The sequence below is a fragment of the Domibacillus aminovorans genome, assembly GCF_001643235.1.
GTDB lineage: Bacteria > Bacillota > Bacilli > Bacillales > Domibacillaceae > Domibacillus > Domibacillus aminovorans.
Genome location: NZ_LQWY01000029.1, coordinates 1 through 20,751, shown reverse-complemented (window position 1 = coordinate 20,751; position 20,751 = coordinate 1). Strand labels below are relative to the sequence as shown.

The 20,751-nt window shown below is 39.1% G+C and carries 20 protein-coding genes and 3 pseudogenes; 7 read left to right on the top strand and 16 right to left on the bottom strand.

Features of this window, described 5'->3' with window-relative positions:
• Positions 1 to 136, top strand: a pseudogene (locus tag AWH49_RS20385) (IS256 family transposase); the annotation flags it as partial.
• Between the two features lie 135 nt (positions 137 to 271).
• Entirely contained in the window at positions 272 to 1,681 is a 1,410-nt protein-coding gene (locus AWH49_RS11130; protein ID WP_063965765.1) for a sensor histidine kinase, read from the top strand.
• A gap of 472 nt (positions 1,682 to 2,153) precedes the next feature.
• Here AWH49_RS11130 and AWH49_RS21275 read toward each other — a convergent pair.
• The 11 genes and pseudogenes from AWH49_RS21275 to AWH49_RS11080 form a co-directional block, all read right to left on the bottom strand.
• Positions 2,154 to 2,360 (bottom strand): annotated as a pseudogene (locus AWH49_RS21275) (DUF5412 family protein); the annotation flags it as partial.
• Positions 2,361 to 2,671: 311 nt separating this feature from the next.
• Positions 2,672 to 3,427, bottom strand: a complete 756-nt coding sequence (locus AWH49_RS11125; protein ID WP_063965764.1) for a hypothetical protein — start codon at positions 3,425 to 3,427, stop codon at positions 2,672 to 2,674.
• 295 nt (positions 3,428 to 3,722) lie between these two features.
• Positions 3,723 to 4,928: an MFS transporter gene (locus tag AWH49_RS11120; protein WP_063965763.1), complete on the bottom strand. Its 1,206-nt coding sequence runs from the start codon at positions 4,926 to 4,928 to the stop codon at positions 3,723 to 3,725.
• Positions 4,929 to 5,660: 732 nt separating this feature from the next.
• On the bottom strand, positions 5,661 to 6,620 hold the full coding sequence (locus AWH49_RS11115) for a PstS family phosphate ABC transporter substrate-binding protein (protein WP_063965762.1): 960 nt from the start codon (positions 6,618 to 6,620) through the stop codon (positions 5,661 to 5,663).
• Positions 6,621 to 6,720: 100 nt separating this feature from the next.
• A complete protein-coding gene (locus AWH49_RS11110) occupies positions 6,721 to 7,002 on the bottom strand; it encodes a hypothetical protein (protein ID WP_063965761.1) in 282 nt (93 codons plus the stop codon).
• 22 nt (positions 7,003 to 7,024) lie between these two features.
• On the bottom strand, positions 7,025 to 7,453 hold the full coding sequence (locus tag AWH49_RS11105) for a protein-tyrosine phosphatase family protein (protein WP_063965760.1): 429 nt from the start codon (positions 7,451 to 7,453) through the stop codon (positions 7,025 to 7,027).
• 28 nt (positions 7,454 to 7,481) lie between these two features.
• Positions 7,482 to 9,254, bottom strand: coding sequence for an arsenical pump-driving ATPase (arsA, locus tag AWH49_RS11100; protein ID WP_063965759.1), 1,773 nt, complete (start codon positions 9,252 to 9,254; stop codon positions 7,482 to 7,484).
• Positions 9,255 to 9,266: 12 nt separating this feature from the next.
• Complete coding sequence (arsD, locus tag AWH49_RS11095) at positions 9,267 to 9,626, bottom strand: arsenite efflux transporter metallochaperone ArsD (protein WP_063965758.1); 360 nt, start codon at positions 9,624 to 9,626, stop codon at positions 9,267 to 9,269.
• 93 nt (positions 9,627 to 9,719) lie between these two features.
• Positions 9,720 to 10,139 carry an arsenate reductase (thioredoxin) gene (arsC, locus tag AWH49_RS11090; RefSeq protein ID WP_063965757.1) on the bottom strand — a complete coding sequence of 140 codons (420 nt, stop codon included), beginning with the start codon at positions 10,137 to 10,139 and terminating at the stop codon, positions 9,720 to 9,722.
• Between the two features lie 41 nt (positions 10,140 to 10,180).
• Positions 10,181 to 11,479 carry an arsenic transporter gene (locus tag AWH49_RS11085; protein ID WP_063965756.1) on the bottom strand — a complete coding sequence of 433 codons (1,299 nt, stop codon included), beginning with the start codon at positions 11,477 to 11,479 and terminating at the stop codon, positions 10,181 to 10,183.
• A gap of 15 nt (positions 11,480 to 11,494) precedes the next feature.
• Entirely contained in the window at positions 11,495 to 11,842 is a 348-nt protein-coding gene (locus AWH49_RS11080) for an ArsR/SmtB family transcription factor (protein ID WP_063965755.1), read from the bottom strand.
• Positions 11,843 to 11,990: 148 nt separating this feature from the next.
• Here AWH49_RS11080 and AWH49_RS11075 point away from each other — a divergent pair, with 148 nt between their 5' ends.
• From AWH49_RS11075 to AWH49_RS11065, 3 genes are all read left to right on the top strand, one after another.
• Positions 11,991 to 12,308 (top strand): ArsR/SmtB family transcription factor, encoded by a 318-nt coding sequence (locus AWH49_RS11075; protein WP_063965754.1) that lies wholly within the window; start codon positions 11,991 to 11,993, stop codon positions 12,306 to 12,308.
• A 275-nt stretch (positions 12,309 to 12,583) separates the two neighbouring features.
• Positions 12,584 to 13,864, top strand: coding sequence for an FAD-dependent oxidoreductase (locus tag AWH49_RS11070; RefSeq protein WP_082862794.1), 1,281 nt, complete (start codon positions 12,584 to 12,586; stop codon positions 13,862 to 13,864).
• Between the two features lie 184 nt (positions 13,865 to 14,048).
• Positions 14,049 to 14,561: a DUF3139 domain-containing protein gene (locus AWH49_RS11065; RefSeq protein WP_063965752.1), complete on the top strand. Its 513-nt coding sequence runs from the start codon at positions 14,049 to 14,051 to the stop codon at positions 14,559 to 14,561.
• Positions 14,562 to 14,691: 130 nt separating this feature from the next.
• Here AWH49_RS11065 and AWH49_RS11060 read toward each other — a convergent pair whose 3' ends face one another.
• The 5 genes and pseudogenes from AWH49_RS11060 to AWH49_RS19225 form a co-directional block, all read right to left on the bottom strand.
• Entirely contained in the window at positions 14,692 to 16,254 is a 1,563-nt protein-coding gene (locus AWH49_RS11060; RefSeq protein ID WP_063965751.1) for a BCCT family transporter, read from the bottom strand.
• Positions 16,255 to 16,290: 36 nt separating this feature from the next.
• Positions 16,291 to 17,409 (bottom strand): mandelate racemase/muconate lactonizing enzyme family protein, encoded by a 1,119-nt coding sequence (locus AWH49_RS11055; protein WP_063965750.1) that lies wholly within the window; start codon positions 17,407 to 17,409, stop codon positions 16,291 to 16,293.
• Between the two features lie 164 nt (positions 17,410 to 17,573).
• On the bottom strand, positions 17,574 to 18,713 hold the full coding sequence (locus AWH49_RS11050; RefSeq protein ID WP_063965749.1) for a mandelate racemase/muconate lactonizing enzyme family protein: 1,140 nt from the start codon (positions 18,711 to 18,713) through the stop codon (positions 17,574 to 17,576).
• A gap of 73 nt (positions 18,714 to 18,786) precedes the next feature.
• Positions 18,787 to 19,443 (bottom strand): GntR family transcriptional regulator, encoded by a 657-nt coding sequence (locus AWH49_RS11045; RefSeq protein WP_063965748.1) that lies wholly within the window; start codon positions 19,441 to 19,443, stop codon positions 18,787 to 18,789.
• Positions 19,444 to 19,655: 212 nt separating this feature from the next.
• Positions 19,656 to 19,807: pseudogene (locus tag AWH49_RS19225) on the bottom strand (IS6 family transposase); the annotation flags it as partial.
• A gap of 177 nt (positions 19,808 to 19,984) precedes the next feature.
• Between AWH49_RS19225 and AWH49_RS19220 the strand changes: the two are divergent.
• Together AWH49_RS19220 and AWH49_RS11040 are read left to right on the top strand one after the other, a co-directional pair.
• Positions 19,985 to 20,134 carry an HNH endonuclease signature motif containing protein gene (locus tag AWH49_RS19220; RefSeq protein WP_280512825.1) on the top strand — a complete coding sequence of 50 codons (150 nt, stop codon included), beginning with the start codon at positions 19,985 to 19,987 and terminating at the stop codon, positions 20,132 to 20,134.
• Positions 20,135 to 20,151: 17 nt separating this feature from the next.
• Positions 20,152 to 20,397, top strand: a complete 246-nt coding sequence (locus AWH49_RS11040; protein WP_063965747.1) for a hypothetical protein — start codon at positions 20,152 to 20,154, stop codon at positions 20,395 to 20,397.
• Positions 20,398 to 20,751 lie beyond the last annotated feature (354 nt).

The following is a 20,751-nucleotide window of genomic DNA, read 5'->3' as shown; positions in this document are numbered from 1 at the left end:
CCCGAACGACGTAGCACTGGAACGATTCCTTGTTTCACGATTCGAAGAATACAACCAACGCTTAGCTACACGATGTCATATCGTTTTCGACACAGCACGTGCGGAGCTCGAAGCCAGATTCAAAACAACAAACTAAATGTCGGTCTATAAGAATAGGGATTCCGTCATATACACAAAATACTTGACGCTCCCCGTCAAAAATTTCGAGTTAAAAATAATACAAACGGTTTATAATATAGGTTATATGATTAAAGGAGAAGAATAAACCATCATGAAGTTTTTAAATAGTATCGGATGGAGAATTACGATTTGGCATTCGTTTATGTTTATGTTCATTTTATTCCTATTTAGCGTATTCTTATTTATTACATTTACTGATATGTTAACCAACAAAATTGATTCGATGCTGGCCAGAGAGGGAGGCATGATTGCCTATTCTATTAAGCAGGGATATCCGTCTTCCGAAATCGAAAATTATATGAATGGGTTGCCTGTTTCAGCAGGTGTTAAAAAAGAAGAGTTATACTGGCAAATCGAAAACGACCAGGGCAAAGTCATCGCAGCCTCACAAAATCTGCAGGGTCAACGTATCAACGTATCAGGAACTTTGAAGAAGATTGACGAAAATATCTTTAGCTGGGATCCTGAGCTGAATGGAATACCGCTTCGTGCGATGTCCCTACCACAGATATCACAAAATAAATTGACATACACAATTACGGTTGCTACATATGACAGGATACGGCATTTTGCCATCGATCAGTTGTGGAACATTATTATCATCTGCAATTTCGGATCTGTTGGAATTTCAATCGGGATGGGACGGCTTATTTCAAGAAAAACACTTCAGCCGATTCAGAAAATCATTACCGCTACGAATAAAATTACGGCCACGAATTTGCATGACAGGTTGCCAATTGAAGGACCAGAAGACGAATTGCAGATCTTAGCTAAAACTCTTAATGACATGATTAACCGATTAGAAAGCTCTTTCACCGAAATTCAGCAGTTTACTTCCGATGTTTCTCATGAACTTCGAACATCCTTAACGATTATTCGGGGAGAATTGGATGTCGCATTACATAGAAACAGATCAGAAGAGGAATATAGACGTGTGCTTCATACTGTTTTGGAAGAGGTTATTTATTTGTCTAATATGGCGGAAAAATTCTTATATTTATCGAAAAATACCTCTAATCCAAGTCAGATAGAGCGAAAAATAATAGACGGAACCCTCTTATTGCAATATGTTAGGAAGCATTTATTATCTTTAATTAAGAAAAAACAGATTGAATTATATTTTCACATACCGGATCCATTTATCCTATATGGGGATGAAGATCTCTTGCGAAGATTATTTATCAATCTAATCGAAAATGCTATTAAGTATACGCCTGAAGGCGGAACAGTGGAAATCAAGGCATACAGTAAAGGAACGTTTGTTCATATTGAAGTCATTGATCATGGGATCGGGATTCCTAAAGAACATTTACCTTTTATTTTTCATCGATTCTATCGTGTGGACGATTCACGTACAAGAAGTCAAGGGGGGACTGGATTGGGATTGTCTTTATGTAAATGGATCATAGAGGCTCACAAAGGAACGATTGAGGTTCATAGTAAACCGGATGAAGGAACTAGAGTAATTGTAGGATTGCTTGTTGATGTAGCTTTGAAATAAAGTATGATCAAATCGATACCAATAGCCTTGATTGCTTTGTCCCCGTCTCTCTCCTTCGATTCAGAGCATGAATCAATAGAAGAAAGAAATCAAAAATATATCCGTAGACACAATGAGTTAAGAAAAAAATGGCTTCCCGAGCGCTATGATCCATCAATTAATGATAAAAAATAAATGGCTCCTTGAATGAACTGCACCCCACTTGTTATACATATTTAACAAGTGGGGTGCAGTTTTTTTATAACTGTTAAACTTTATTAGAGAAACTTTCTTTTGGGTAAATTTAATTCACACAACTAACTGCAACTGTTCTACAACTGCTTGTGTATTGTAACAATAATGTTATTTCATTTTGTCGTGTTTCTTCTATTTTAAAGTTGTTAGCTTTTTAAGTGTTTCTTCCAAATATCAAATCAGTCTTGTTTTACTCATACTTCTTTTCACCTTTCTCTTCCCATTCAGGATCATCATTCTAATAATAAAAATCATCTTTTATATTTAATCTTTCTCCATTAATGATAACTATGTCCTCATTAAGCCACTGTACATCTGTGCAGTCTTCATCGTAATTGAAGTATATGTTTTTTCTTTCCTGATTGGCATATACAAATTCGCCTCTCATTTGATTACGACCTGTAGCACCGACCTCTTCAACAAGATACATCCAAATGGATGAATGGTTACTTGGAGAAGGAACTTATTCCCTTTGGCAAATCCTCTGGATCTTGTAGAAGACTGTTGAATGCTACTACGAGCAAAAGAATAACAGAAAACGAAATCAAGCCAATTTTGCATAAAAAAAGCCCGTTCGTAAAAGTGTACTTTTACGAACGGTGTCTCTTCAGATATAGGAGATATGGTACGATCGCTAATAATGTTATTCTCTAACAGTAAATTAATTTTTGTGGAGTTTAATTCCTTAGCGAAGAAGGTACGATGGTCCCCATGTTGACAGATTTATTTAATTCTCTTTAGCACCTGTGGACACGATCACGCTTCCATCTCTTCTTCCGCCTCAAGCATCGCAAAGTAGCTGCGCGTAGTCGCGCCCGGTTCAGTATTTTGAGTAAGCATATGTAAAGCATCTGCTACCTCAATGCGGCGATACGTTTCCGTTACACGTCCGTTAACAGTAATTGAATCACGTCTTTCTCGTAATTGCTCCAGTACTTCTGTAGAAAGACCTTCTGAGATCTTGAATGAGTCAGCAATATATTTTTCAGCTGCTTCACAACTGGTAATCTCGACATCATTATTTTCTACACGACCAGTCGGCGAATAAGCCAATGCGCTGACGATTCGATGTTTCGCACTATCTAACGTTTCTCTCAAAAAAGTAGGTTGTAGAGGCTCAATGTCTTCGACAAGCAGACGTGTAATGCCACGGTCATTAATCGCTTCCAAAATTTGTTCGGGATCGTCCTCCACCAAAACCTCTTTATGCGGTGGCCAAATGTCCAACCAATAATGAGTCATGTGTTGTTTTCCTACATGGAAGATAAAGAATTCAGGGTAAATAAACTGCTGCCCGGGCTCAGTACCAAGATTCGGGCGAAAAAAATCATAAAATCTTGTAAGCGCTGACATAAGCAGGGCACTTGCACCAATCCCGCCGCCAGCTTCTCGTACGACGACTCCAATGCGGTCATATTCATTGAAACCGGGTAAAATATCTTCCAATACAGCTTTCTGATTGTTCATTTTAAAATCGAAATCTTTAGAGCTCATAGCAGTTACAGTATGCATGATTTGATAATCCTCCTGTTCGTCTCTTGAAATATACGAATAAACATAATGATGGAACTGTTACATCGAAAAATTTGTTATTTAATAACAATAATTTAACATAAATTATAAGTCCTAATTTTCAGAAAATAAAGTACGCACTTTATTATCATATAGTTCTAAAATTATACTATTAAGGGGTAATAAGGGATTTTTTTATAAACAACGCTGATTTAAGTGTCGTAGTAGTCCATTTAGAAAAATGATTAAGACTTATTTTCAACAGCTACCTTTCTTTTCTTCATGATCAATCTATTTATTTGTTGCCTTGATGTAAGTTTGTATGATGTTGAATTTTTCCGAGGATTAACATGCAGATCGGTGCACTAATTGCTCCTACTCCAATAATTGTGAATGCAACGCCCCAATTAAATACGTCAAGAAAAAAGCCAAATACGAATGGAGCAAAGATAGTGACTGTAAATCCTAAGACTGATTGAACGCCTAATGCTAATGCAATGATATCAGGATCATTGATTTCGGTGACAGAAACGGTATAGATCGCCGTATCTGCAACGATTGTAAAGCCATAAATGAGTGCTAATAAAAGCATAAGAATGATTGGTAATTGAATGGACCAACCTATCATTAAAGAACAAATAATACTCATCATTAAAAATAGATTTGCAGAATTCACTCTACCAAGATGATCGGAAATTCTTCCTCCTGTGTATGTAGCGATTCCTCCAATCATTATGACAAACGCACCCATAATATTTCCATATTTCATCGCTGTTTCTTCTGTATACCCATGCTGCAAAAAATAAAATACGAGAAATGGGCCTATCCATGCCCACATGGCATATAATTCCCAAGAGTGCCCCGCATACCCCCCATTTATAAGAAGGTTCGTTTTATTAAACACTTGCTTTATTTTCTTCCAATTTAGATGAGTACCTTGTCCCTCTATTGGTGGTAATTTTAGTGAAAAGAAAATGATGCTTGCAATTAAACAAAAAATAGATGTAAGGAGAACAACACCCCGCCAACCAAGTACCTCTATAAACAATCCAGATACAAACAATGAAAACCCCGAACCGATCACGAACGAACCCGCATATACACCGAGCACCTTCCCTCTTTGATGTGAAGGCGCAATATGTGAAAGGATGCGTATCCCGGGTACGTATATACCTGCAATTCCAATACCGCTTATAGTCCTAAGTATGAGTGTTGACCAAAAGCCTTGAGCGAAGAAACTTAAAATCAGCCCAGTTATTCCTGCAATGATCGTTCCATAAACCAAGAAGCTTTTAGGATTATATTTTTCACTTGAAAAGCTATAAAACAGAATCGAGATTACGTAACCAAGTTGAAAAAATGCAATAATCAATCCAGATTGCATTGGAGTCAGTCCCCACTCTTGTTCAACAACAGGAAGAATTGCAGAAAAATTAAACCAGACTTGCATTGCTAGAAACTGAGCGATAGACATCCACCATAAAACTTTTGTATTCATCATTAAAATCCCACCATCTCCTTGAGTATATTGTTAAAACATTTATATGAAAAAGCTAATAATGCATTCTTAATTAGAATAAGAGGCTTTACATGCAAAAACTTGCTATCCTCTAAATTTTAAAATTTATAAGGTTATCACACGACACCGAAATTCCTAAAATAGGATATGATAAGTTGTGCCTCAGCTATTAACTTGGTTAAATAACTTTATCAAGTGAAAAAGTCGAATTATTATGACAATAATTAATTTTCCGAAAATTAAATACTCAACTACCCTCAACGTTCTAGTGCTGAAATGCATCCTTTGAGTTTGATTCAGTTGCAAATGATGTCATTCAATCTCATCCTTTAATCAAAATCTTTTGATGTAAATATCATATGCTAAACAAAATCTTTTTACAAGAAATTAATCAATTTTTTTTGATAAAGGCATTTACTTATATAAGGACTCTTGAGAAGATCAAGAAAAGAAAAGACATCTTTGTATTCAAGTGTAAAAATAATGACTGTTCCTATTATCAGAAGAATTTGAACGGAATATCTCGAAAGTTTCAACGTATATCGATCCTTTAAAGAAAGCTAAAATGAACATTAAAGATGCGTTAAATCAGATAAATCAGATCTAAAAGAAATAGCAGTACTTCATCGACAAGGGTTCAATTTCTTTATATCCATGAAAGAAGATTGCATAATAATTTAAAAGGTGAGGAGAGATATCTCCTCACCTTTTAAATTATTTTACAAATTCTTTTAGTTTTGTTAGAGCTTCTTCATACTCTTCTTTCTTCAAACTTACATAGCCTACTTCTTCAGATAAAGTTCCCATGTTTGTAAGAGCAAATTCAACATAATCATACACTTGAGGATTTTCTTGAAGGGAGTCATTACGTACATAGAAATACATTGGACGTGAAAGTGGCTCGTATTCTCCCGTCATGATGGTCTCATGATTAGGAGTAACAGCTTTGCCCTTGCCATTTACGACTGGAACAACCTTTAAATTATCTTTATTTTTCACATAATAGGCAAATCCAAAGTATCCAATGGCATTTTTATCACTCATAACACCCTCTACAAGGACATTATCATCCTCTGACATCGTTGCATCTCCACGGATTTTTTTCTTCTCTAAAACAGCTTCATCGAAATAATCATATGTTCCGGAATCAGAACCGGGGCTATAAAATGCAATCGATTCTTCTGGCCAGCCCTCACGAACGTCAGCCCACGTCTGGACATCCTCACTGTCGAGCCATAGTTTTTGTAATTGATCTACTGTAAGCTGGTCTACAAAATCATTTTCCTTATTTACAACGACTGAAAGACCATCATAAGCAATTTCAAACTCGGTATATTCGATCTGATTTTCTTCCAGTCGCTGAATTTCTTCTTCTGTAAGAGGACGGGAAGCGTTACTGATATCTGTTTCTCCATTAATAAACTTTTCAAACCCTCCACCAGTGCCTGACACGAAAACAGGTGCGTCAACCTCGGGCTGCACCATTGTATAATCTTCAGATACAGCTTCCATAATTGGAAACACAGTCGATGAGCCGTCAATTCTTACTGAACCAGATAATCCAGTAGATGATTCTGCATTTCCAGATACTGTACGTCCATTTTCGGTTCCGCATGCTCCTAATAAAAGCGCAGTAGAAATAATTAGAGGAAATAGAACAGATTTCATCTTCATTTTTGGAACTCCCCCGAATAGATTATTTGATTTTATTTGCCGCAAAGAAGATATTCTTTAAATTACCCCTGCCGTATCCTATCAGATCAGCCTTAAATAATTAGCAGCAACCGCCTGCGCCAACCAGCACGAAGCCTGCTCCTTCAGGAGAATCCTGCTTATCAAGTGTTACTTCTGCTACAACAGATTTGATCTCCGGATCGAGTGCCACCTGAATGCCATTAATCGTTTGAATTTCATCTGATTCCTGTGGTGGATCAAGTGATAATCCAACCTGTGGTCCGCAGCAACCGCCACTGATTCCATAAAGACGGATGTTGCTCACGTTTCTTTCCTGGAAAATGCCTTCTAACATTTGTTTTGCTGCATCTGTAATATTCATTTAAAATCCTCCTCTGTTTTTGTTACGCTTCCGGATAAAGCCGTGCCAGTGTGCCTTTCAGTGCCGGTTTCACCTTGATTTTTGGACGAGCTGCCTGCGCCTTTGCTTCCGCCTCTTCAATCGTATTTGCTTCGCCAAGCGCCAGCAGTGTGCCAATCGCGACTGTACCTGTGCGATTGCTACCTCCTGCGCAATGAAAATATACTTTTTTTCCTTCTTTGTACGCACTGACGACAAGATCAATGGCTTTTTTCACCGATTCATCTTGCTGATCAGCATCATCCACGATTGGGCTGTGTACACGATTTTCGTGTGTATAATCCTCTTTTGCTTCTGCTCGTAAATCGACAGAAATGTCTGCCTTTTCATTTTCAATCACGTTCAATGCGTCATCCGCACCGCCGATAAAAATACGGTCTTCGATTAATGCTTGATAATTTTTTGTTGTCATTCTGATTCCACCTCAATCAGCTTTTGTTTTATGCGTTAATAAATTCTTTCAGGCTGTCATAGCCAATTTTCTCTTCATGCAGCCATGGGATGACCGCACATTGCGGTGCTAACTCTTCTTTCACTTTTTTGATCCACTTTGCTTCTGAAACAACACGCCCTTTTAAAACAGGGTCTTCTGTCTGTGTCGCGTATAAGCTCTGATTAATGACCCACCATTTTGGATCAATCTGTGCCCGTTTCAAGTCTTCCTGCAGCCTTCCTGCTTCCAGCACCGGTGTCGCTTCCGCTAATGTGACAATCACGACGCCGGTTTCTTCCGGATTGCGCAGCCGTGGAAGCAGTTTTTTCACACTTTCCGGCACATCGCCGGTCGAACGGCTCATTTCTTTGTGGTACGCTTCCGTTGAATCAAGCAAGAGCAGCGTATGGCCGGTTGGCGCCGTATCGATCACGACAATTTCATTCTCCGATTTCTCTACAACATCCGCAAAGGCCCGGAACAGTGCGATTTCTTCTGTACAAGGAGATTCCAGATCTTCTTTTAAATAGGCAAGCCCTTCTTCATCAAGCTCTTTTCCTGCTGTTGAAAGTACTTCTTGTTTGTATTTTTCTACCTCTACCACCGGATTAATGCTGCTGATGGACAGGCTGTTTTTGGTTGATCCATCTTTAAACGTGTAGTCCAAATGCGCTGCTGGATCGGTTGTCGTTAAATGAACGCTATGTCCTTTTTCAGCAAGGCCAACGGCAATCGCAGAGGCAATCGATGTTTTGCCGACGCCTCCTTTTCCCATCGTAAAAATAACCCGTGTGTTTTTCGCTGAAAAATCGTCTATCACCTTATTTAAGCCCGGAAGGTGAATGGCTTCTGGATCGGTGCTTTCCTCTAAGGTAGTTACCGTGTAAGAGCTGAACAAGTGGCGTAGGTTCTCTATACCGGTTAACGAATACGACACAAACGGCAGCGAAAACGTCACAACCTGCTTTAACGATTCGGGTGTTTCTTTCAATGCACGGTGCTGGCGCTTATAAAACGCGGTTGACACGGCATCATTCGAACAATGTGTCTGAAGAAGGCCATTGATGATTAACTGCTGGTTTTGAATCCCGATCTCTTTCAGCTCCAGTGAAGCGCGGTTCGCCTCTACTAATGAGGATACATCCGGACGCGATATAAGAATCAGTGTTGTTTTCGCCGGATCAGACAAATAATCCACAGCTTTCGCATACAGCTCTTTTTTCTCACCCAGACCGGACAGCGGGCCTAAACAGGATGCGCCATGTGTGCTTTCTTTCAGGAAACCGGTCCATGCAGTTGGAAGCTGCAGCAAACGAAGCGTATGGCCTGTTGGGGCTGTATCAAACAGCACATGATCATAGCGCGTAAAGATCTCTTCATCAGACAGAAGGTGAGAAAACTCATCGAACGCGGCAATTTCAACCGTACAAGCACCAGACAACTGTTCTTCCATTGTCGATATAACGGAATCTGGCAGCCTGCCGCGGTAAGGACCGACTACTTTTTCACGGTATGCGCGCGCAGCTTCCTCTGGATCAAGGTTGCAGGCAAACAGATTCTTCACACTCGGAACCGCGACTGGATCACCCGTCAATTCGATTTCTAGCACATCCTGCAAATTAGATGCCGGATCGGTGCTGACAAGCAATACTTTTTTTCCCTGATCCGCGAGTGCTACGGCTGTGGCACAGGCAGTGGAGGTTTTGCCAACACCGCCTTTTCCGGTAAAAAACAAAAACGGCGTCACTACATTATTTTTCGGGTTAAATGTCTGATACACGCAAGTTCCTCCTTATAGATCAAACTTCAATGGAACCCGTATACGGGGCTTTTCCTGCAGTTCATCTGCTTTCACATCGAGCCATTCCGCCAGCTCTTCATTCGCTGGATATGTTCCCACTTTCATGATTTCACCATTTAGAAGCGTAACAGGCAACGCATCTGGACCTTTTTCGTGAAGGATCTGGTTCACCGCTTCATTGTCTGCAAAAGCACCCGGGTCATTGGCCAGGTTATAGCGTTTAATATCAAATTCCTTTTGTTCGAGTGAATAAACAGCCGATGCCACGCGTGTCAGTTCAGGATCAACACTTGGTCCACATACACCTGTGGAACAGCACATTGCCGGATCAAAAATTTCAACTTTCTTCATTCTTCACAATCCCTTCATTAAGATATAATCATGTACTTATATAATGTTTATGTAGAAAGCCGAGAGAAGTTCTCACGGCTTTCTCTGTTTATATTATTCGCCCGTTTTCACAAAACGTTCGATACGTTCACTAATTTCGTCACGAACACGCTGGAAGAACACCCATTTTTCTTCTTCTGTTCCTTCGGCCTTCGCAGGATCATCAAATCCCCAATGAACACGTTTAATGTGAGGAGGTGTAACCGGACAGTTATCGGCCGCATGGCCGCACAGTGTCACGATTAAATCAGCATTATTTAGAATGTCAGGATCAATAACATCCGATGTTTGATTCGAAATATCAATGCCTGCTTCATTCATAGCTTTTACGGCATTTGGGTTCAACCCATGTGCTTCTAAGCCTGCACTCTTTACTTCCCACTCATCACTTAGATGTTTTTTTGCCCATCCTTCTGCCATCTGGCTGCGGCAAGAATTTCCTGTGCATAAGAAATAAATGGTTTTTTTAGACATAACAGTAATCTCCTATTCCATTCAATTTGATGTTTTAATATTTAATGAATAAGCAGTAACCATAGATACAGCCCAACTAACGTGATAAACAAGGTTGGGATGGTTAAGATGATACCTGTTTTAAAGTACGTACCCCATGAAATCTTGACCCCTTTTAAGCTAAGAACGTGAAGCCACAATAAAGTAGCAAGCGATCCGATTGGTGTAATCTTTGGACCTAAATCCGATCCAACGACGTTCGCGTAAATTAAGGCTTCCCTGATCATTGGGGATGTAGCCGTATCCGAAATCGCAAGTGCGTTGATCATCACGGTTGGCATATTATTCATAATCGACGATAAAATAGCGGCGATAAAGCCCATGCCGATTGTTGCAGCGAATAATCCTTGTTCCGCCGTTGACTGAATGACATCCGCAAGAACAGACGTTAATCCTGCATTGCGCAGGCCGTAAACGACCACATACATGCCGATGGAGAAGAACACAATCGCCCATGGTGCCCCTTTGATGACATTTTTCGTGTGAACAGCCGGACTTTTTCGGGCCATAGTCAAAAAGAACAGCGCGACTATGCTGGCGATAATGGAAACAGGAACATTCAGGAATTCACTGACAAAATAACCAATCAGCAGGATTCCGAGTACAAGCCAGGACAAACGAAACATCTTATGGTCTTTAATTGCCTCATCCGGTGCTTTTAACATGGACATGTCATATTGTTTCGGAATGCTTTTGCGGAAATAAAGATATAACACTGTGATACTGGCCACTAATGAAAATAAGTTCGGCACAATCATCCGGGACGCATATTCAGCAAATCCAATGTTAAAATAGTCGGCCGAAACGATATTCACCAGGTTACTGACGATTAACGGCAGTGCTGTTGTATCTGCGATAAATCCACTTGCGATAATAAAAGGAAAAACCATCTTTTCTTCAAATTTCAAGTTACGGACCATCGCGAGAACAATTGGCGTTAAAATTAGTGCAGCCCCATCATTCGCAAAGAAGGCTGCGACTAAAGCGCCTAGTATGGACACATACACAAACATTTTGACGCCATTTCCTTTGGCCATGCGGGCCATATGTAGAGCCGACCATTCAAAGAAACCAATCTCATCCAAGATGAGGGAAATAATAATGATAGCAATAAACGCCAATGTGGCATTCCAAACAATCGATGTTACATCGATGACGTCACCAAAGTCTACAACCCCTGCCAATAAGGCAACCACAGCTCCAATACAAGCTGACCAGCCAATGGATAAATTCTTCGGCTGCCAAATGACAAAGATGAGCGTGACAAGAAAAATGACTGATGCTGTTATGACAGAAAACAAACGTCTTACTCCTCTCTATTCACAGGAAATACGTAATCCCTGTGCTTCCAGTTCAACTAATCGTTCCTTTTGATCCGGAAGGTGTTGTAATAATTCTTCGATTAAAAGAGCGCAGTCGTGATCCCGATTAAAAGAATAGAAAATCCATTGCTTTTTCCGGCTTTCCTTTACCAGACCAATATCTTTTAGTTTGCGCAAATGCTGGCTAATGGCTGGCTGGCTCATATTAAAAATCTCAACAAATTCACATACACAGAAATCCTGCGCTTGAAGCATTTTCATCATCGTAAGGCGTGTCTTATCTCCGAGCAGCTTCATAATTTGAGACACTTCCTGCATATCAAGCTTTGTATCAATACTCATGTATTCTCCCCCTTTCAGCATCAGTATATAATGATTTAATTATATAAGTAAATACTTTTATTGAAAAGTTTTGTTTATTTCTTGCAAAAAGATTTTGTTCAGCATATGATATTTACATCAAAACATTTTGATTAAAGGATGAGATTGAATGACATCATTTGCAACCAAATCAAGCTCAATAGACATATTTCAGCATTATGAAAAGAAATTTAAAGCGCTGGCCGATCAAAAGCGATTACAGATCCTGTACATTTTATGCGAACAAGGTTCGACCTGTGTTTGCGATCTTGTGCCAGAGATGCAAATGTCGCAGTCAAAATTGTCTTATCATTTAAAAATTTTATTGGATGCAGAACTAATTATAAAAGAAACAAAAGGAACATGGAGCTATTATTCATTAAATGAATCAGAAATGAATCAATTGTTATCTAAAGAATTTTGCTACCTATTCCAGCCGTCTTCATAAGAGGGCGGATTCTTTTTCAATTCTTTAATCAAAAAAAATTGATTTATACTTAAGGGAGGAAAAACGTATGAATACGTCACTACCTGTTGCCATTATCTTTATAAAAGGGCAGATTCTTTTATAATTAATTAATCAAAAATATTTGATTTATACTTAAGGGAGGAAAAATGCATGAATACATCACTACCTGTTGCCATTATCTTTATAAAAGGGCAGATTCTTTTATAATTAATTAATCAAAAATATTTGATTTATACTTAAGGGAGGAAAAATGCATGAATACATCACTACCTGTTGCCATTATTGGAGGCGGTCCTGTTGGTCTGGCTGCTGCTTCGCATTTAGCTGAAAGAGGAGAGTCTTTTATCTTGTTTGAGTCGGGTTCACACGTAGGGGCTAATATTTCAACGTGGGGGCATGTCAGATTATTTTCGCCCTGGCGGTACAACATCGATAAAGCATCTTCAAGACTTCTTAATAAGAAGGGCTGGATGATACCGCGCTTAGATAAACTTCCTACGGGAAAAGAGCTTATTGAAGAATATTTGCAACCATTGGCATCCACCCCGGAAATCAGTCCCTATTTACACTTTAATACCGAAGTGCTGTCAATTGGCCGGAAAGATACAGATAAAATGAAAACATCGAATCGTGAAAAGGCTCCTTTTGTTATTCATACAAAACAAAACGGACAATTCAAAATCTATGAAGCCCGAACCATTCTGGATGCTTCTGGCACATGGGGAAATCCTAATCCGGCAAACGCCAGCGGGATTTGGCTGCATGAAGAAAAAGCGGCGAAAGATCACTTTTTTTACGGCATTCCAGATTCTTTAAATACGGCAAAAGAGCGTTATATCAATAAGCGTATTGCCGTTGTCGGTGGCGGGCATTCAGCCATTAATACCTTACTTGATCTCGCTCAATTAAAAGAAGAATATCCAGAAACCGATATTCTTTGGATTATGAGACGTCAGTATGTGGAAGAAGCCTACGGTGGAGAAGAAAAAGATGCTCTTGAAGCGAGAGGCGCCCTTGGAAGCCGGATCCACCAGCTTGTTGACGATGGCACTGTAACGGTGATAACACCTTACCTTATTCAGTCAATAAAACAGGATGGCAATCAGGTAAAGATTATCGGAAATCAGGATGGAAAAGAGCATACGCTATCAAACATTGATGAAGTCATTGTCAATACGGGTAACCGCCCGAATCTCAACATAATTCAAGAAATACGTACGGCCATTGATTCTGCGACTGAAAGTGTGGCGGCATTAGCACCTCTTATCGATCCAAACTTGCATAGCTGTGGCACTGTTCGGCCACATGGCGAAAAAGAACTTCGCCAGCCAGAAAACGGTTTTTATATTGTCGGATCCAAAAGCTATGGTCGTGCTCCAACCTTTCTAATGGCAACTGGATATGAACAAGTTCGATCTATTATTGCGCGCCTGGCCGGTGATAATGCAGCTGCGGAGAAAGTAGAACTGGATTTGCCTGAAACCGGTGTTTGCAGCACAAATTTACCTTTAATCATTAAAAATTCATGCTGTTAACTCGGTCGTTTAACTGTTTACAGATTTTCTAAACAAGAAAGCCTACGCAGGATGTTAGCCAACCTGTCTTTAAGCATGAGATGAGAGTGAAGTAAAATACGATGTACAGAACATAACCTCCTTATGTTCTGTACATCGTATTTGATAAGGTATAAGTTTTGGTCTAAATGGAGTAGAAAGTGATTTGAATGATAGAATCGGAGGGTCTAAGATAAAGAAAAAAATAGTTAATACAGTCCTTACTTTGCTGATTACTGTAGCTTTAGGCGTTTATTATATTCTACCAAACCCTTTTACTGGAGCACAATTAGAGAAAGATGTACGTGAATACCTTTACAATGAGCAAGGTATTATGGAAAATGATATTCTTCGTTTAGAAGTTAGATCTTCTTCTCTAGAAAATTCAGGTGAAGACCGATATCTCGCAGTTGTTTATTTTAAGGATGAGCCCGAATTAGATTATGGCTATGAATGGGATGCAGAAGGAAAAATTGTACCAGCATACATAACTTTTGGTAATCATAATCCTAAACATTATCAGATAAAAATCGAATCCAGTGAAACGAATCTTTCCATTGCTGTATCGAATGATATAAAGAATAAAATCAAAGAAATGGCGGATCAAGAAGAAACGAGTATGCAGGAGATTACCAGCCGGATCATTGAAGAATTCTTTAGCAAACGGGACCAGGAATAAATAAAAAAGGAACAAACACCAAATAGTGAATGTTCCTTTTGTTTTTCTAAAGTAAATTCCATTAATAACCAAAAGCCACTTCTTTTTATTTCCTTTTTAAGTACGCAATGATACTCTGATCGTCTGTATTTTATACGATTTCTTTTTCCTCAGGTTTTAGTACACTTTCTTCAACAATTTGATGCGCTGCTATATGACCATAATCTTTCACCATCCATTTGAGGAAACCGATGATCATGATGACTAAAATAATGGTCAATGGTATGGCTGTGACAATGGCTGTTGTTTTGATCGTCTCTAATGGAGCTTTGATCAATATCATAGTCAATGGTACAACGGCTAACATGACACACCAAAATAGTCTTAGCAATGCTGAAGGATCTTGGTTATTCTTAAGTCCTGGCGTTACAGTGGCGGCCAATGTATAAGAGGCTGAATCCAATGTAGTAGCGAGGAACAACGTAGAAATAATCGTAAACATCAAGATGAATAGGCTGCTCCAAGGAAGTTCTCCAAGAATTTGCATAATGACAACGTTTCCACCTAGGCTGTCCAAGACTCCTGGAACATCAATTGCACCCGTAATGTGTTTATTCATACTAAAGTTTGTTAAAACCCCAAAGAAGAACCAGCATCCGAAACTACCGCTTATCACCATGTTAAGAATGAGTTCCTTTATTTTGCGGCCTTTTGAAACCTTCGTTACAAATATCGCCATGAAAGGAGTATACGTGATCCAATATAACCAATAAAAAATAGTCCATCCTTCAGGAAAGCCGCCATTGTCAATTGGGTCTGTCCATAAACTCATTTGGATAAAGTTTTGGAACATTAATCCAAGGCCGTTTGTTGTATTTTTAAGAATAAATATGCTTGGGCCCATAATAAATAGAAGTAACGCAAACGCAATGGCGAAATAAGTGTTCAAATCACTAATTCGTTTCATTCCTTTTTCAATACCAATGTAAGAGCTTAAGGAATAAATAATTGAAATAATGATGACGATAATGATATTCATTGTAAAGCTACTGCCAATACCTAAAACTTTTGCAATCCCCTCTGAAATCATTGGAATACTCAAGGCAAGGGTTATGCTTAAACCACCGAAACACGTAAAGATAAAAATTAAATCAATGATTTTACCGATCCAAGCTTTCGACTGCCAACCGGTAATGGATAGAAAAACGGCACTTAAACTCAAGCCTTTATTTTTACGAACATGAAAATGATAGGCTACAGGAAGAGCTGCAATACAATAGAGTCCCCATGCGCTGAATCCCCAATGAAATAAATTGTAAGCCATTGCCCATTCATATGCTCCACTCGACTCAGGTGTCACGCCTAATGCAGGTGTTGTATAATAATAGGCCCACTCGACAAATCCCCAGTAGACCGTTGCTGAACCTAACCCTGCAGACAGCATCATGGCAACCCAGCTAAAGTTAGAATATTCCGGCTTTGTCTGATCCAGTCGAATATTACCATATTTACTGAAAAACAGGAATACAAGAGTTAGTAGTGAAAGAAACGTAAAAATGAGTGTATATGAACCAAATATAGTAGTTAATGTATTAAATAGCCAGTTTGCGGCTTCCGTCCCTTGTTCAGGTTTAACGGCTAGGTAAAATACAATACCTAAGACTAAAACTAAGCTCGTAACAATAAGCTTTAAATCATATTTTCGTTCTTTCATAATAGTAATTCACTCCTTTGAGATACACGCTTTCTATTAAAAAATTTGATACTTCGAAATGACCCGTTCATTTAATTCAATTCCCAGTCCTGGTAGATCCGGCACTTTCACATGGCCATTGATGCACTGAACCGGATTTTCTACTAAATCTCTGAACAAGGGGCTTGTACTTTGAGAAAACTCGATTAAATCTCCTGATTCAGAAGCAGCTAGAAACTGAACCGTTGCCGAGTTTAAAATACCTGTGCTAAACCCGTGAGGTACAAGCTGCGTCCCATGCAATTTTGCCAATTCGCTAATTTTTCTCATTTCAGTAATGCCGCCGCAGCGTGTAATATCTGGCTGGACAATATCCGGTTTTCCGATTTCAAGGAAGTGATTGAATTCATACCGTGTCGTCAAAGCCTCTCCTCCAGCAATTTTTGTATGGCCGGTAAGGGCAAGCTTTGAATAACTCATCATGTCATCTGCAGGAACGGGTTCTTCCACCCAATTAAGATTGTATGTTTCAAGAAGATCACACATATGAAGTGCATGACGATACGTTTTCCATCTTCCAACTAAATCGATTTGAAGCGAAATATCCTCTCCAACTTCATCACGTATTTCAGAAACAACAGCCACGTCATGGTTCTCATCAAAACCAAATTTCCCGCCGCCAAATTTTATGCTTTTATAGCCCGCTTCAACCATTTTTGCTGCGATTGTCCGATTTTCTTCTGGTCTATCAATTGGGATAAATGTCCCATAGGCAGCAATTTTGTCTCTAAACTTGCCTCCAAGCAGTTGATAAACAGGAACATTGTAAAACTTTCCTGCTATATCCCATAGTGCCAAATCAATGGCACTGATCGCATGGATTCCAGCTCCACGGCGCCCCATGTAGCTTGAACCGTGGTACATTTTGCTCCAAAGTTTTTCAATATCGAGCGGGTTTTCTCCCATTAATAGTTCTCTTAAACCTACCGACGAATCATGTGAACTTGGCGTTTCAATGATGGCTTTTATGACAAAAGGAGAACTATCCGTTTCGCCGATCCCTATGATGCCTTCATCCGTATGAATCCTAACGATGACAGCATCTTCTCCCCATTCACATTTTTGATCTGTAGGAGGGACCCTAAGTCCGATTACTTCAACATTTGTGATTTTCATTTATATGTCCCTCTATATAGTTAAATTTTTCATTTCAATTACCTATTTTTTGCAAAATCGATTTAGTTAGGATTTTCTCTATAATTTGATATACTGTCATTGGACAGAATCTCTTTAAATATGTTTGGTTGCCGCCGCATATTTTTAAAGCAGATTCTGTTTTTTTATTCTGTCCAACCACGTTGGTCAAAAGACAACTTATAGATCGCTGATTTTTCAATAAGCGGCCAATCTATTTCAATGCCAAGCCCATTACCAGACGGTGCATAAACATAGCCATCTTGATCTGTTCTAATCGTTGTTTTCACACCAAATTCTAATGGTTCGACCGGGACGGCTTGTTCAAAATACAAACAGTTGTTATAGGCTAACATCAAATGTAAATTTGCCGCTTGAGACAATGTATATCCCCATGATTGAAGTTCTACCGTCATGGAATTTGCTTCGGCAAGCCCCATTATTTTTCTTGTTTGCGTAAAGCCTCCTGCAAGCGTCGCATCTACTCGAGCGCTTGACCAGCAGCCATTTTGAATCCCTTGTTCGATTTGATTTAAATGGAGCAATGTATTTCCAGCTGCAATGATAGGAATATTAACGCGGGATCTCAGTTCCTTATAGCCGTCTAGATCCGTGTCTGGAAGTGGAGCTTCAAACCATACATAATCCAGACTTTCCAGTTCTTTCGCCGCTTTCAACGCTTCCTGTCTCGTATACGCCTGTTCGACATCCATCATGAATTTCAAACCGGATTCATGGAAGACTTCATGGATGGCTCTAGCTAATGCCAGATCTTGCTCGACCGTGCACCATGTATGGAACTTAATCGCTCGATAACCTTGCTCTTTCAATTCTTGGACGTGGTTTATATAGTCTTCAATGCTTGGCAAAAAGGGCGTGCTTGCATATGAAAGTATTTTATTTCGTGCACCGCCTAACAATTGATATAACGGCATCTTTGCATATTTAGCGACAAGATCCCATAAAGCGATATCGATTGGTGATTGAGCCTGTGGTGTCATTTGCACACATCTATTTACCAGTAACTTGAAAATTTCTTCCCGCTGAAGAGCTGATTTTCCGATTAGGAACGGGATAAGGTGGCGAATGGATTCAGCTAGGCTATGATCAAAGCTTTCTTCCGTCCAAGAGATCGCACTTCCATACCCCTCATACCCCTCTTTCGTTTGAATTCGTACAATCGTATTCGTGATTGTCAGTTCTGAATAATGGGATGATGTCCTATACTTAGCATCTGGCCCTGCTACAACATAGACATCCACTTTAACTATTTCCAGTTTTTTCACTTTCCTTGTTCCTCCTCTCTTTTTATGAATGATCATTGGTTTTGCACATCACCCCCTTTCAATTACGAGTGAATCATTCAAGAAGATAAACATCTGGAATATTTGTTTCCACAATATGTTTTCTTAATGCTTCAACAGCTTCATCAACAGACTTTCCGTAAACGAAAATATTGATCAATTTTTCATGATCCACCAGCCACTTTTGCAAAGTGCCTGATTTCCTGTTTTGGTACAAAAAATGAAGACGAATGCGGTGAACGATACTTTCCCAGATTCGAATCACATTGTCCATTTCAGATGACGTGACAATCAATTCATGGAATTGAATATCCAATTCAATAAATGTTGATAAATCCTCAAAATTCACAACTTTTTTCATGTTTTCAAGAATATTTTTGAATTGTTCCTTCGTTCCTTCTCCCCATATGGAGAACCCTTTTTTTAACGCAAACGTTTCGATATGGACACGCATTGGAATAAGCAGCTCCAGCACTTCTTCCTGCGAGATGGTTGCTACTCTTGTGTCCTTATAAGGAGACGAAATAAGTAAACCTTCTAATTCCAAGAGCAACATCGCTTCTCGGACAGAAGTACGGCTCACACCTAAATCTTGTGAAACTTGAGATTCTGTAATTTTTTCCCCTTGTTCTAATTTTCCGTCAAAAATCAATTTCCTAATTTCATGTGCAATTCGATGTTTTAACGAAAACTTGGATAAATTATTATTCAACAATATCCCCCTCTTTTTGAAATTGTCTAATTGTCGACAATATGATTGTTGGTTATAGTATATATACTTGACATCTACTTGTAAACCCTTTCATAAAAAAGTTAAAGCCGTATTTATAAGTATGGAAGTGCAGTTTCATTAATTAATCCGGTTCTGGTGCAAACTTAGTATGATCTTGAAAGATTCGTACTGATTCCTAACGGAATCGAGGTTTATGCAGTAATTCCAAATAATTGATGGATGAACGTTATTTGATTTTGGACAGAGTTATCCCTTAGAAGGAGTTGCTTCTTTTTCAGCATATGACTCCATAAATAATCCGTTTAGCCGTTCGGAAGGATTTCAATCCTAACATAGGTTGAATGACAATAAAGATGTTTCATTACAAGTAAATAAGAAATAAAGAGACGATTTTACCCTTTGCGTAGGAAAAATCGTCTTTTTCCATTCCGAAATTCTCTTAGCGTATAATATCCGCGTTTTGTCGGCAGGACCCCATGCCCATCAAGCTAATATTTTGAAGTACCCCCAAAAGGATAAAGTGACACCGATGGATGTAGTCGATCATATTATACCGATTAAGATTGATTGGTCATTGCGGCTGTCACTGGATAACCTTCAGTCATTATGTCAGTCATGTCACAACATTAAAGGTACAAAGGATAGACAGGTTTACAGAGAACTACAATGAGCAAAGGAGAATGAACGATGACCTTTGATGAGTATAACGAAGTGTGTGAGCGTTTAGACCGCCTTGTAATTGTTGCAGAGTATCTTCAAGATTTATTGGGTGCGGCAGAAGATGAACAGCTGAGAGAGTCAATTGTGAATGTCTTAGAGTGTGCTGGCAATGAATTTCATGAACTACTTGGTAAGCTTGATGCGGCTGAGTTTGAAGCTGAACAAGGCGATCCGACTGATGAAGATATTGATTGTGACACTTGTGAGGAATAGCATACTGGAATGAATAAAGAGGATGTAATCAATAAGGCATTGGTCATTGCTTAGTGAATGATTGGTGTCTTATTTAATATGAATAATTAAATGTTCAAGTTTTAAGTAAAAGTAAGAAGTAACAATAATTAGTAAAAGTGAAAAGTTGAAATGAAAATGGTACGGGGGTGAGTTTGAAAAGTTATAAAGCTAACATAGAGGTAGCGTCAGGAAAATGCAGATTTACAACGGTATGGAAATCCAAATAAGAAAAAGCCAAATTTCTTGCTTACAACCCTAAGAAATTTGGCTTTAGTTACTTCACAAACGCCCCCGTTAGCCATCCATGTAGCGCAAAATCAGCGCTACACCACA

Bases quoted from the DNA above. Each gene is read 5' to 3' on its own strand.
- AWH49_RS11130 (WP_063965765.1), top strand. From the start codon at position 272: ATGAAGTTTTTAAATAGTATCGGATGGAGAATTACGATTTGGCATTCG.
- AWH49_RS11125 (WP_063965764.1), bottom strand. From the start codon at position 3,427: ATGCATACTGTAACTGCTATGAGCTCTAAAGATTTCGATTTTAAAATG.
- AWH49_RS11120 (WP_063965763.1), bottom strand. From the start codon at position 4,928: ATGATGAATACAAAAGTTTTATGGTGGATGTCTATCGCTCAGTTTCTA.
- AWH49_RS11115 (WP_063965762.1), bottom strand. From the start codon at position 6,620: ATGAAGATGAAATCTGTTCTATTTCCTCTAATTATTTCTACTGCGCTT.
- AWH49_RS11110 (WP_063965761.1), bottom strand. From the start codon at position 7,002: ATGAATATTACAGATGCAGCAAAACAAATGTTAGAAGGCATTTTCCAG.
- AWH49_RS11105 (WP_063965760.1), bottom strand. From the start codon at position 7,453: ATGACAACAAAAAATTATCAAGCATTAATCGAAGACCGTATTTTTATC.
- arsD (WP_063965758.1), bottom strand. From the start codon at position 9,626: ATGAAGAAAGTTGAAATTTTTGATCCGGCAATGTGCTGTTCCACAGGT.
- arsC (WP_063965757.1), bottom strand. From the start codon at position 10,139: ATGTCTAAAAAAACCATTTATTTCTTATGCACAGGAAATTCTTGCCGC.
- AWH49_RS11080 (WP_063965755.1), bottom strand. From the start codon at position 11,842: ATGAGTATTGATACAAAGCTTGATATGCAGGAAGTGTCTCAAATTATG.
- AWH49_RS11075 (WP_063965754.1), top strand. From the start codon at position 11,991: ATGACATCATTTGCAACCAAATCAAGCTCAATAGACATATTTCAGCAT.
- AWH49_RS11070 (WP_082862794.1), top strand. From the start codon at position 12,584: ATGAATACATCACTACCTGTTGCCATTATTGGAGGCGGTCCTGTTGGT.
- AWH49_RS11060 (WP_063965751.1), bottom strand. From the start codon at position 16,254: ATGAAAGAACGAAAATATGATTTAAAGCTTATTGTTACGAGCTTAGTT.
- AWH49_RS11055 (WP_063965750.1), bottom strand. From the start codon at position 17,409: ATGAAAATCACAAATGTTGAAGTAATCGGACTTAGGGTCCCTCCTACA.
- AWH49_RS11040 (WP_063965747.1), top strand. From the start codon at position 20,152: ATGACCTTTGATGAGTATAACGAAGTGTGTGAGCGTTTAGACCGCCTT.